8 protein-coding genes and 3 pseudogenes are annotated in these 12,865 nt (G+C 52.9%); 4 read left to right on the top strand and 7 right to left on the bottom strand.

Annotated features, from left to right (window positions below; translation table 11 throughout):
* The first annotated feature begins 271 nt into the window (after positions 1 to 271).
* Both J2Y56_RS19400 and J2Y56_RS28525 read left to right on the top strand, forming a co-directional pair.
* Positions 272 to 3,151, top strand: coding sequence for a diguanylate cyclase (locus J2Y56_RS19400; protein ID WP_310352059.1), 2,880 nt, complete (start codon positions 272 to 274; stop codon positions 3,149 to 3,151).
* 15 nt (positions 3,152 to 3,166) lie between these two features.
* Positions 3,167 to 3,472: pseudogene (locus tag J2Y56_RS28525) on the top strand (bacteriohemerythrin); the annotation flags it as partial.
* 1,221 nt (positions 3,473 to 4,693) lie between these two features.
* On the opposite strand, the gene J2Y56_RS19395 reads toward J2Y56_RS28525, so the two are convergent.
* The 7 genes and pseudogenes from J2Y56_RS19395 to J2Y56_RS19365 form a co-directional block, all read right to left on the bottom strand.
* On the bottom strand, positions 4,694 to 5,383 hold the full coding sequence (locus J2Y56_RS19395) for a hypothetical protein (RefSeq protein ID WP_310352057.1): 690 nt from the start codon (positions 5,381 to 5,383) through the stop codon (positions 4,694 to 4,696).
* 99 nt (positions 5,384 to 5,482) lie between these two features.
* Positions 5,483 to 5,989 carry a hypothetical protein gene (locus J2Y56_RS19390; RefSeq protein ID WP_310352054.1) on the bottom strand — a complete coding sequence of 169 codons (507 nt, stop codon included), beginning with the start codon at positions 5,987 to 5,989 and terminating at the stop codon, positions 5,483 to 5,485.
* Between the two features lie 197 nt (positions 5,990 to 6,186).
* Complete coding sequence (locus tag J2Y56_RS19385) at positions 6,187 to 6,723, bottom strand: hypothetical protein (protein WP_310352051.1); 537 nt, start codon at positions 6,721 to 6,723, stop codon at positions 6,187 to 6,189.
* A 170-nt stretch (positions 6,724 to 6,893) separates the two neighbouring features.
* Complete coding sequence (locus J2Y56_RS19380; protein WP_310352048.1) at positions 6,894 to 7,493, bottom strand: hypothetical protein; 600 nt, start codon at positions 7,491 to 7,493, stop codon at positions 6,894 to 6,896.
* Between the two features lie 90 nt (positions 7,494 to 7,583).
* The gene (locus J2Y56_RS19375; RefSeq protein ID WP_310352046.1) at positions 7,584 to 8,270 is read right to left on the bottom strand and encodes a hypothetical protein; all 687 of its coding nucleotides are present in this window, start codon (positions 8,268 to 8,270) and stop codon (positions 7,584 to 7,586) included.
* Positions 8,271 to 8,673: 403 nt separating this feature from the next.
* Positions 8,674 to 9,585, bottom strand: coding sequence for a DUF262 domain-containing protein (locus J2Y56_RS19370; protein WP_310352044.1), 912 nt, complete (start codon positions 9,583 to 9,585; stop codon positions 8,674 to 8,676).
* An 8-nt stretch (positions 9,586 to 9,593) separates the two neighbouring features.
* Positions 9,594 to 10,129, bottom strand: a pseudogene (locus J2Y56_RS19365) (ATP-binding protein); the annotation flags it as partial.
* A 1,407-nt stretch (positions 10,130 to 11,536) separates the two neighbouring features.
* Between J2Y56_RS19365 and J2Y56_RS19360 the strand changes: the two are divergent.
* Together J2Y56_RS19360 and J2Y56_RS28520 are read left to right on the top strand one after the other, a co-directional pair.
* Positions 11,537 to 12,283 (top strand): hypothetical protein, encoded by a 747-nt coding sequence (locus J2Y56_RS19360; RefSeq protein ID WP_310352042.1) that lies wholly within the window; start codon positions 11,537 to 11,539, stop codon positions 12,281 to 12,283.
* A 232-nt stretch (positions 12,284 to 12,515) separates the two neighbouring features.
* Positions 12,516 to 12,857, top strand: a pseudogene (locus tag J2Y56_RS28520) (site-specific integrase); the annotation flags it as partial.
* Positions 12,858 to 12,865 lie beyond the last annotated feature (8 nt).

Below are 12,865 nucleotides of genomic sequence, written 5' to 3'. Positions count from 1 at the left end.
TAGCGGCCTCTGGTAAGCACCAAGGAGCCACACCCAGCCATCAAGGTGTTTCCGTTATGGGGAGTCATCAGAGAAGGCGGCTGTAGGCACCGCAGCATGAGACGCCTTGAAAATTTAATCCTCCCGGCCAATGAACAGCCAAAAAAATCACCGAGGATGAAACCGTGAACACCCAGCAGAAGCTGCGAACCTTTGACCCGATCCGCGAAGCAGTACTGCCGGAGTTCCGAGCCCTCGCCTATAACCGGCACGGATTTTCTAGGATGGTTATATGATTGGTTCTGTTGCGCGTTTGCAATCTTTCATGGGGTCGTTTTTCTCCCACCTGGCCGCTAAACCTGGCCTGCTGATACTCGTGCTGCTGGTTCAGGGCGCCTTTGCAGCGGGTTACCTGTGCCAAGAGCACCGCTGGATTGAAGCGGGTGTGGTGCAGAGCCTGAAAAACGTGTCGGCGATGCATCGGCGCAGCTTTGACCTGCTCGAAACCACGCTGAATTACCAACTCGCTTCGGTCGGTGAGGCCGTGCAGACCATGGGTGACAGGCGGAGTACCCCACACCTGCATGCGCTGTTGGTAAAAGAAGTGGAGAAAGCCTGGCTAGATACCGTCGTCGTCCTCGACGCGGAGGGCACGATCATTGCCAATCACTCCAGCGTGCCGCTGGAATCAGTCCTGTTGCCGGGCGTATCGGCGAAACGCTCCTTCAAGGACTTGCCCAATTATCAGGCGGCCCTGGCGGGTGGGGCCGAGTTCGTCACCTTTTTTGCTCCCCGTCCGCAAGCCCCCGAACTGGGTGGCGGAGGGATTACGCTATTCAGGCCGATCAGGTCGGCGGACGGGCAGTTGCTGGGGTCTGTGGTCGGCTTTACCAGCCTGCACAGCTTGTCGGCGTTGCTCAATATCGATGCCGCGCGGGGGTTCGATCTGGGCCAGGACGGCATCCTGGGGTTTATTGATCAACGCACGCACGAATGGCTGTATCGCTATGCGCATGGAAAGAATTCAGTTGCCGAGGGGCATAAGGTCGTCAACCCCTCAATGTTTCAAGACACCCGGTACGGGCCGGATGTGAAATCTTACCGATCCCCAAGCGACGGCCTGGAGCGACTGGCCGTGTTAGCCCCGCAACGCGACCGTCAATGGCTGCAAGTGGTGGCGGCGAGCAAGGATGAGTACCTGTACAGCTGGCGACTCCAGGTAGCCTTCTCGGTGCTGGCGTTTACCGGCATAGGTGTCTTGCAGTGGCTGCTGCTGGGGCTTTTCCGTCGGAATCATCAGCAACGCACGCTGCTGGATCTGGTTCTCGACAACGTAGACGCCTATGTGTATTTCAAGTCCAGCGAGCGCCGCTTCCTCTACGTCAACGCCAAGACTGCCGATCTGTTCGGCTTGCCCGCCGAACAAATCGTCGGCCGCCGAGACCTCGACTTCATGGCGCCTGATCTTGCCGATGAGTACTGGGACATGGATCGCCAAGTGTTCGACTCGGGCAGTAAACAAAGCGGCCAGGAAGTCTTCATCACACCGGAGGGGGAAACTCGTTACTACGCGTCGATCAAGGTGCCGGTGCACCTGCCGGGTCAACCGCCGGCCCTGATCGGTTTTTCGACCGACGTGACCGAGTTGCATGAACAAACCGTTGCCCGTGAAGCCGCCGAAAAAGCCCTGGCAGCACACAATCACTCCCTGTGGCTAAACAATCAGGTGCTGGAGCAACTGGGCCAGAATGCCTTGTTGCCTGAAGTGTTGAATACCATGCTGCGCATCATCGAAGACTATCGTCCCGGGATGCTGGGCACCGTGTTTCTGCTGGCAGATAATGGCCAGGCGCTGGTTGGCTGTGCCGCTCCCAATTTGCCTGAAGCGTGGTTGAGTGCCACGGCGTGGCTCCCGATTAAGGCGATGAGTGGGTCTGCGGTAATGGCAGTTCATCGTGGGGAAACCGTCATTATTCAGGATATCGCCAGCCATCCCTACTGGGCTGCTCCGGATATTGCCGCTGTTCGTGACTCCGCGCTCGCTATGGGGCTGCGTGCGGCTTGGGCCCAGCCGATCAAAAACAATGAGGGCAAGGTGCTCGGTGTCTTCAACCTGTATCAGCGTGAACCCGCCGCACCGGATGCCGATGATCTCGCCCTGCTGGCGGATTACGCCAAACTTGCGCAGATGGTCATCGAGCGCTCGCGTATGGCTGACGCCTTGCAGGAAAGCCAGGCCCTGTATCGCCTGATCGCAGAAAACAGCAACGATGCGATCTGGGTGATGCAATATCCGGACTTGACCTATAGCTATATGAGTCCCTCGATTGCACGGCTGTACGGTTGGACGCCGGAAGAGTTCTCCGGCCAGCCACCGGACGAGCTGATGTCTGTGGAGGAGTTACGCCGGTGGAGCGATACAGTGGAGGAGCATGTTCGACGTGTTGGCGAAGGTGACCTGACGGCCTGTTTCATCGAACTCGAGCTGGAAGTCCGGAACAAGGAGGGCCATCGCGTCCAAGTCGAGACGGTCGCCAATATCATGCTCGACAGCGCCTCCCGACCGACCCACATTGTTGGCAGTTCCCGGGACATTACCCGGCGTAAGGCCGCCGAGGACAGCATCCGCAAAATGGCGTTCTTCGACCAGCTGACCGGTTTGCCCAACCGCCGAATGATGGAAGACCGGCTGGCTCAGATGCTCGCACTGGCGAAACGTGAACAACGCAAGCTATCACTGCTCTTTGTGGATCTGGACAGGTTCAAAGCGGTCAATGACCAGCACGGGCATGCCGCTGGAGACTGGTTATTGACGCAGGTTGCATCTCGTATGGGATCGGTATTGCGTGCCTCTGATACCGCCTCACGCATCGGTGGCGATGAATTTGTCATCCTCCTGCCCGATGCCCAGAACACAGACGATGCCGTGCTGGTCGCAGAGAAAATCCGTTGCGTGCTTGAACAGCCTTTTGTCATGGGTAACGGGGTGGAACTGGATATTTCGTCGAGTATCGGCGTGGTGATGTACCCCGACCAGGCGGACAATGTGCGCGATTTACTGCACTTTGGCGACGAAGCCATGTACCGCGCCAAGAAGGGCGGCAGGAACACGGTGGAGGTGTTTGCCGCGCAGGCAGAGCCAGATGAGCAGAGTATGGTTTACCTGGAGTGACGTGATGAGTACGCCAGTGGCCACCCCGACATCGACGAAGAGCACCAGCAACTGTTCAGGCTGGCGAATGATCTGTTCCGCCTGCATACACGCCCCGCTCACCAGCAAGGCGATGCCAGTCAGATGCAGGTACTGGATCGGCTGCTGGCGCACGTACGCTACCATTTTGCGCATGAGGAACACATTCTGGCGACTGCAGACCACAAAACATTGACCGCCCACAAAATCCAGCACGCGGCCGTCTTGGAGCTGGCTCAACGGCTGCAGGCGCAGCCGAGACCGGGGAGGTCACTCTGGGCGAGCTGGTTCAGTTTGTCGTAGTCGAGATCATTGATAAGCACTTTTCGACAGAAACGCGCATTGCATTCCCTGTTGACTTCCAGATCTTAAAACGGAACGACATGGGGAGAGAGACGGCCTGCACGGTGTTTGCCTAGTGCTGCAAAGGCGCCATCCCGATAGCGGGTGACTTTTAGCCACGGTGAGTTGTTGCTCAGCGACTAGCTCAGCGCTGATTGCCAACACTCCAGGATACCTCCAGCTTATTGCAGACGAAAAAAAGCCCGCGATGGGGAGCGCGGGCTAGGAATCACAAAAGGAGCTAAATCCACCGTACGCCAGCGGCTGTGAAAATATTGTGATAGGGCGCTGACTACTTCTCGGCACGAAAAATGGCGCTGGGTTGGGGAGTTCCATTTTGTAAGTTGACCTTAGGCGGAGCCTCAAGCTGAGGAAGTCTAGGTACTGTTCCTGGCCACTCTGGAGAAACCTTTGACTCCACTGTAGGCGGAGAGAGTTTTTCACGCAGGTATTCAATCTGCACTACAACGAAGTGAGCGGAGTAAGCTGCGGCCGAGCCCATTACGGCAAGGCCGAATAGTTTCCGACCGGACATGGCAATTCCTAGCGTGAGTTACCCCTCAATCATAGAGCGCTCCGCTGGAAACGAGAAGACGCCCCCTGAACAAGCGAGACGATAATATCGACGCTGCTTTTTCCTAGCGTAATCGCCGGCGACGCTCATCACTGTCCCGCTCCTTGCGTTTTTCGACAGCGGTTTAGCAGCCAGCAAATCGTCGCGCACCAGTTTGCGATTCCTAATTGAGGAAGTTACTTACTTCCGCTGGATGTTCCTGGGAAAGCCCTCGATCTGCGACAGTTGCCGTAGCTTGTTGACGCCGACGCCGACGCCGAATTGACCCAGTGGCCGAGATGTCACTGACCCAGTCTTATTCCTCGCGAACCATTGCCTATGCTGGATTTCTGCCTACTTGGGGTAGGGCAGTCTTGCGTCGGTACTTGGGTCAATTCGGCGTCGGCGTCTGCAATCAATGGTCTGTAACGTAATTTCGTGCTTTGTAACACTGCTTACGTTACAGCGCACAAAACTACGTTACCGACCCCAGAAAGCGAGGGGGCAGGCAAGCGGAGCGCGCAGGAGTGCGGATGGAAGCCCGCAGGGCCAAGACCAACGCCTTTCGCGTGGGCTTGGTTTACGACAGCCATCCCCGGTTAGGGGCACGCCCAAAACCATTTAGCCTCTCACCAGCCCGCATAATGAGTAACCAGGTGGCCCCAAGCCGAAAGCGCCGGCCCATCGTCGCGAAGGATGCTCATTGCCTCGGCGGCATGTATTTTGGTCGGACAGCCCCCAGTCAGAAATGTCTTGTCTTCACCCGGGCAGTACAAGTGCATGATCGTCAAAACCATGATCTGTTGTAGCGGCGACATTGCGCGATAACTCTTACGCATTGCCTTCAAGGATTCGGGGACAGGCTCTTTTCCACCAGCCCAATTGAAGCCGCGAGGCCGCAAGTTGTAATGGCTGCCTTGACTGTCTTCGTCGTGTTCGACGCGCTCAAAACAACCTTCAAGCGAGTAAGCCTCTACGATGCTCCACACTGCGGGCCCAAAAATAATTTCGCGATCTGAGGCACTGGAGAGCGTAGGGATTGAAGCACCGCAAACCATCGCCAGCGCCGTAAGCTCGGCACCGTCCATGTCAGGCACTTTGTCCACCATATCGACCAACGTCCTGCGGGGAAAACGGCCAGCAGCGAACTTGGAGTTAACTGCCGCGAAGGCAGCAAGGGCGGCTGGTTCGTGCGAGTGGTGGATGTAGGCATGGCTGGCAGTGTGAACATTCGTGAATGCCCATGAGCCTTCCGAGACCTGAAGGACGCCAATCTCACGCAGAAGGCGTTTGGCTTTGGCAACGTAGTCGTCGTTCATGAATTCGAATTCCTTGTGCCAATTTGGTGTCCCATTCGCCACTGTTCCTGTTAAGGGCGCGAATGGCTTTCAGTAGTTGAAGCCGTTACTCGAGTTTCATCAGGGTTGGCCCGACTCGTCACTGTCATCGTTGTCGTGAGTCCGCCAGTCGCCCGCCAAGGGTATGACTGCACTATGTTGATACCTCCCGAATGGTGATTGAGCGTCGTGTGGAGGAAGCTGGAATGAATGCCTCCGCTCCAATAGCTCAGGAAAGCGCTTGAAGACCGTCAGGTGGTGCAAGGGGACGGTTTGAATGTAGGCGAAGAGATTGCCTAGGTTGATGCTGACGCTAGGTTTTCCGGGCTTTTGAAACTCATCGCTCAGTACATGCGAGAGACTCCACTCGATCAAATTGATATCGATGTCAGGTCGGGCATCAGTCCAGGACGATGCAAGCTGAGTGGCGTGACTATAGCTACGGTAGCCTAGACCTTTAGAGAGCAGTTCTAATGCTTGGGTATGCATGATTGGTTTTAAGCCAGGCCAGGTTTCGATGAGGAAGCGAGCAGCTCTCTGCATGCCTCTATGGCGTTCAAGATCAGCGGGAAAAATGGGAAGGATCATCGCAAGCTCCGGTCGTTAGAGGTGTCGGCTGCCGTATTTTTCACGCTGCAAGATATTGTCGTACTTAACGTATGTTCCATAAGACGGGCCTCGTTTGCGGTGATAGCGTTGCTTTAAGAGTCTTGCACCTAATTCTGCTTCAGTAGGCTAGGAATTTGTTAGTGCATCAAAATAGTGAAATGTCAGTTTTCACTTCGTTATAATTCAATATCCTTGAAGGCAAAATACATCTCCTCATAAGCGTAAACTCCAAAGTTTTCGGTACTCAAAATATGTGGCCCATTGAGACGAAGTACGCTATTTGTCTCCAATGATAGGAGGTCATCTGGGCCTAGCCGCTGCAACTCCCAGCTTTGCCATTGGGTTTTCAAGGGATACTCCTTCCACCGGCGATCGTAAGTGAAAGAAATGACATCAGCGTTTTTACCTTTCGGCAGAGTAGCGATGATGGTTAGTTTTTCTGGGGAAAGATGAAGCATCGAAACGGGTGATAGAAGATCACTTACCAATGCCCGATCGATTAACTCAAAAATTTCGTACTGCGGGTTTTTGTCCCAAAGGATTGCGAACCGCTGCAGTCCAAGTTCTTGCATTTCTAGCTGCTCACTAAAGCGCTGAGGTGCCGCGTAAACGGTGTACTTGAGTTCACCATTCTTCTTGCTGACCATGTCGTACTCCGGCTGGAAGAAGCGGGAGCAGGTACGGATTGAGGGCGGTTTCTTCTGCGTAATCACTTTTTACTCCTAAAAGTGGGCAGCACCGGCTTGAGCGCTGCTAGTAAGCGGAGCGCGCAGACGCGAGGATGGAAGCCCGAAGGGCCATGACCGGCGCCTGCGCCGAGGCTTGGTTCACGACAGCCGTCCTCTGGAGGAGGCGCGTACAAGAAAATATTCGACTGCTGGCACTAAAATTTAATGTCATCATCAAATGAATCAAAATCGTATCGACCCTCAGATCCTTCTTGAGGCTCTTCTTGAGGCTCTGATCCGAAAATATTTTCAGGATCCCACTCATCCCAAAACAGAAACATATCGGATGTGAAGTCCGTAATGCCTAATACATTGTTCTCCAAGATTTCGGGAGCGTAATTTCTAAACAGCCTACAGCTCTCGACTCGATTGGTTACATTAAGATCACCAATAAATATTGCCGTCCAGCAGTCATATAAAGCGCCAGATGCGATATCCGCCCAAACGTTTACAAACTCTTCATAATGGCCGTCGTCCAGCATGGAGTCGTATGCGATGAAAAGTGTGCCCTCAGAAGCATGTAACAGCTTTACAGGGGCTAGCGCTCCTTTGATGATGCCTTCTTCGATCAAGTCGATTACCCGAGTGTCGGGGCGACCTTCCCATAGAACAGCAAGCTTCTGCAAAGAAACTGCACTAAGAGGCATGGAATTAACGTCCCTTGTCTGCTGAGTGCTGAAAATAGTGTATGCACCCTCACCATGTTTATCATGGGGATGCTCATGCTCGGTATACAGCCAGCGAGAATAGATCATGATGGACACCATTTTGGCGAATGGACTGTGATGATCGTCATTCCGAAAGTGGCTATGCATCTACAAGAAGCATGGCCGCTCGACCGAAGTTTAGGCGTCTCGCTTTTTATGAGCCGTGCGAGCGTAAAGCTCCGTCATCAGATAGTTGTTGTGGCCCATCATGGATGCTATCGAATCCACCTCCATTGGACAGTGCTCAGTGGGTGCTGCTGGTTGAGGGGTGAAGGACTGGCGTATATCAACATGAATCTGGTGAGATACCGGCTCATCGCCGTTGAGTATCTTCTCTGCGCAGTCGTGCAGAACAGGGATCGAGTATTGCTCAATCCCCAAAGTATTCGATTCAAGGACTTCTTTGACGTCAGCCCAAAACAAGTAATCGGAACGGCCTGAACAGGCTTCGTGCTCGCAAGAAAAATCTATTTCCAGTCCTCGATTGAGATCCAAATCTTTGATCGGCTCCCACAAAGCCTCAATGGCATGGAAGGTGGTGCCCGCCACTTCGTCACTCAAAAAGATCCGGAGCTGGTTTTTGTGGACGGAAACCAGCTTCACCCCGGACATGGCACCTTGGATGTGCGCTTGCTCCAGGGTCTCCATCATGAATCTTTCCTCTAGAGGCTGGTTGTACAGGACAGCGAAGCGCTGCTTGGCCGCCTTTGGCATCACTTTCAGGTTGGCGTCTTTCCATTGCAGAGCGCTAAACACAACGTAGTGGTGACCATCATCCAGAGCTACAGGAGCGCATTCGGGGTGAAACAGGGGCAAAAAAGCCATGGCGGCATCTCTCCTAGGTGGTAGCGAGAACTGAAGACCACAGGGAGGGGGGTGTCAAGGCGAAAACGGAAAATAAACTAAATTTTCCTTTACATATCAGTATCTTATTAGCATACCGTTAAATTAAGTAGCTAGCTGACGAAGCCTTTTACACTGCTGGATCAGGCTGTTTTTTCCCCAGTGTGGTACGGAAAAAATACCGATTCAGCGCCCTAGCAGGCAGCATAGTTCAGGCATCCAATAGGATGTGACCCCTGCAATCATGCAAGCTGAGCGCGCAGACCCGAAGGGTCGTAGGGCATAAGGATGGAAGCCCGTAGGGCCTAGACCCGTCGATAGACGGGGCTTGGTTTACGACAGCCGTCCCCGAAGGGGCATGCCCCAACAATCCAGCATCCGAAGGCTATCGAGCCGCGCGCTGATCGTACGTGCGGGGCGTTACACCCATAGCGCAAAGATCATACGTTTTGCGAAGCGCCATCTCATCGTCAGAGCATACGTGGGCCTGTGCAAAGACTGTGGACAGGAACCGCCTACGCTCGCCATTGCCTATTTCAGACCAGACCCTCGGCTGTCCTTGAACATCCGGGACAGCCAGTCGATCTAGAAAATACTCTTCAAGGCTATGCAGTCGTTGCTGGCCATCCAGCAGGATTTCACTGTTCTCCAGCAAATCCCTGCCCGCACCTTCGGAACCGCACCACTCGTTAGTGAGATAGCTCCCCAAATCGGCCCCTGACCATACAGCAGCTATGAAACGAGACTTCTGCCCAACATCCCATACCAGAGGACGCGCCCAGGATGGAACGGGAATGCCCATCACAAACCGTGCTGCCCAGGGATATTTATCGTGGGCAGACGTTGGATCTGCTTGGTACTTCTCAAAGCGGCAGGCGAGAACATCAATCGGATATTGATGCGTCGAGGTAGCCAGAACTCGCTGAGGCATTCGGATCGTGGAATCTGAAATTTCGTCATCGCCGTAGCGCTGAAATATTGTGGACATGGATTTCCTTAGGGGAGGGTAGAGCTTCAGGCTGGCCGGAATGTTGGAGTGAATGTGGTGCAGTCGCCATTGATCCATTGTCGCGATGATCAATAGGTCACGATCCGTGGACTTGGTGTCGATCTGTTCGCCGTCAACAAGTCCCTGGGCATACCCCTCGGCCCGGGCTACAGCTTTGTCAAACTCCGGAAGGGATTCGGATGATCCGATGTAATTGATCAATCGCTCCCATGCTCTCCGCTGGCGATTGCCAGGGGGCGTCTCGGAAAACGAAATAGCGCTCTGCAGGCAATGGATGAATGCAATCATGGATGGGTTCAAGGCCGTTGGCTCATCGTGTACATATAGATGACAAACGGTTCGTTTTGAGAAACCTTGAGGCCGATTGAAGATTTATTTTGTGTGATCGGATAAGCGTTGTGCACTAGCCGGTCGAGAACCCTGTCGCCCAAGGTTTGATCGCCGATCAGCGCATGTCATATGTCCACCGGCATCAGGCTGGTGACCAGCGTCGAGCGGATCCCGTAGTGGTCGTCCAACGGTTCCGGCATGTAGCGCCGTCAAGTAGCGGTAAATGGCGCCAGGCCCAAGTCGTCCAGGATCAGCAAGTCAGTCTTGGCATAATCGCCATCAGTTTCGCGAAGCGGCATTCGCCGTGGGCCAGGCCCAGTTCTTCCATCAAGCGCGGCAGGCGCAGTTAGCGCACGCTGTAACCGTCGCAGCAGGCTTTGTGGGCCAGCGCGCAGGCGAGCCAAGTTTTGCGTACGCCGGTGGGGCCGTCGATGATCAGGTTCAGTCCGTCGCGCAGCCATTGGGCGCAGCCCAGAGGCATGATCAGATACTTGTGCAGGCCAAATGCACTGGGGGTTTTCTGGCTTGTGGCGGATCACGGTGCGTGGAAACTACGGTGGTAGTTGCGCACGCATGAGATTCTGACGTGACTCGCCCGTTGTAGGTGGCGGATTGACGGGGGGTATCTGGCTGGCTGCGCGGCGAGTGAACGAGGCTTCACTGACCAGGCATCCAGCACGACTCGGAAATCGAACTCGACAACGAGCAATTTCAGGCTTTGGTACTGGAGATGCCTTGGCAGCGGGTCGGTGCAGCCGGGGCAATCAAAGTACTTTAGCCCCTGCCATTAGCCCATCGGTTTTTCTCCACTGGCGACCCCTTTACGCGAGACCTGCGATGTGGACTCAGACGTCGTATGCAGGCCCTTGAGTGACATCGAACACCATTTTTGGCCTTGGCGAAGCTAAACGGCCACCGAGCACAAAAAAAAATTTGCTCACTGACCAACGGGTTTCGAGGGCGAATACGACCTCGAAATCTATAAAAGATACATTTTAGAGCTGCATCCAGCAGGAGTCTGAGGTGACTGCTCAATATATAATATATCTTGAGGGTGTTTGTTTCTGCAGCGTAATAAGTCAATATATAAAATAATATTTTGCTCAATCCTTTGAAAATCAAGAGCTTGGAAATTGACCTGTGCGTTTACAAATAGGATTTTGTAGAAATATTTGTGAGGTTTATTGAAGTGAATATGTTTTTTAGTGAGGCTGAACAAATATAAATAATAAAATTAAAATCTATGAAAATTATTAACCTCGATTGCAAGTCCACTAATTTGGGTGAGGGGTTTGGATATGGGGTAACTTTTCCTGCACAGGTGGTGGCGGGGGGAAGTGGAAGAAGATGTGGCTTGAAGTTGCTAGGGATCGAGGCTAGTCTCTGAACGAACAGGTCAGACGTAGGGTTACTCACATGAAGAAGACAAAGATCCCAACAAGTGGCGTGACCTTGGATGAAGCTAAGCTCAAATTGATTCGCGCCAATGCATATGCAAAGGGAGACGCGATGACGATAGCCTTGTTCGAATTATACTGCACTGGGATTAGGATGCAGGAACTTCCTGGCTGTCGGCTAGATACCACCAGTAAAGTACATCCCAGATTAAAGTCTTTGGGGTATTTTAAACCCGACACAGTTGTGACGCGCCTGAGAACGTTGAGATTGTTTTATTCCTTTATCAAGAAATAACTGTCTGACTGATCGAATTGAGGATGCACCGGACTAGCGCTTAGAGTGCATGCGCCATGAAGTCAGTCTATGAGAAACGATCGTAAGCAGATTATGGCTTTGGGTTCTGTACGTAACCGTAATTTGATTGAAGCATAATGCCAATTGTGCTTCCACGGAAATTATTTGCTCCTGCGCGTTATTTTTACAATTACTCTCAACCTGAAGGTGAGACTGCATGATGAACAGATCCGAACGCAGATATTTTGAAAAAGAAATGTCGAAAATTCTGAAATATTCAGGGGATGTTTGTGGGGTCTGTGGAGTCGAATTCAAGCACAACAGTCAAACTTTTGGAGGAGTCGTAGCAGGTAATTGTGCCATGCTTACTGGGGAGTGTTGCGTACATAGATTGGATGTGTTGGTGGGAACAGGGGTGTATATCGATAAAAACGTCGATGGAATTTTGAGCGTATTTGAAACTGCTCAAGGCGGCGCGCGTGTTTCTCCTGTTGACGCCTTCTCCGCTATAAAGCAAATGCGATCTGAGATCGGTTCCCTCGACAAAGCTTCCGACGACCCGATGAGGCAGGCAGGAGTTCAAAGATCACCCACAAATATCTCCATCACTGATACCCCTTGGAAGTTAGATGATGCAGCCTGGTTCCAAGGCCATCCGGATCGCTCGCATCGTTTACGACCAGTTCACCCCGGTGAAGTTGCGACCCTTCCCGCCGGAATCACAAAGGGTGACGTTCCAGAAGCACACCGTTGGGAAATACTGGTTCGACAAGTAAAGGAGGGACAGCGGATTCGTACAGTCTTTTGCAGGAACACGAAAGCGTTTATTCCGGATGTGGACGAGGTGATCCACGCAATTTTTGACATAGTTGTTAAGGCAGAGGGAAATGGGGTACTCAGCGCCGAAGATATTGCAATGCTGGCTGCGAAGTACCACATCGATAAGGGTGCTTCGTGCAACTAAACTGCCCATCGGTGTCATTTTGGCTTCCGTAATTGTTCCTTCTAACGGCCAAATTACAATTTTCAATTAGGAACGAACTTCACTCTCTCTCGAGTTCAAATTAGGACGTCGTAAGCAAACAGGGCAAACGCAACTGAATGGAGAGTCACTCTCCAATGCTCCAAAACTCCTCTCCAAACTAATCACTTTATTAGGAGGAACGCTGAGTGGAATTTGGCTCAGCCGCCAAGCTTTGAGAATCCGATACGTAAAAAACATCGCTTGGTCAGGTGGAACCCTCAACACATACGCGATTCTCAAAGATGGGCCCCTTGAGGAAGACAGCATTGTTCCAGCGCCCACGCTTTTTCTCATTCATCTGTCTCAAATCGGCCACCTCGAACCCAGCGTCAAGGCAGCCGCAGACGATCTGAAAAGTTTTTTTCGAGCCCTGAGCGATCACGACCAAGAGTGGACGAACCTTCGTGACAAAGACATGTCGGGATATCTCTACGGACACCTAGCCAAAGATAGAGAGATGGTAGACGCTTCAATTCAGCGCCATGTCTCGACACTTAGAGCCTTCTACAACTTTGCATGGAG

Origin of the sequence: Pseudomonas sp. BE134 (genome assembly GCF_031456105.1) — a bacterium.
Taxonomy (GTDB): domain Bacteria; phylum Pseudomonadota; class Gammaproteobacteria; order Pseudomonadales; family Pseudomonadaceae; genus Aquipseudomonas.
This window is presented reverse-complemented; position numbering and strand designations above follow the sequence as displayed.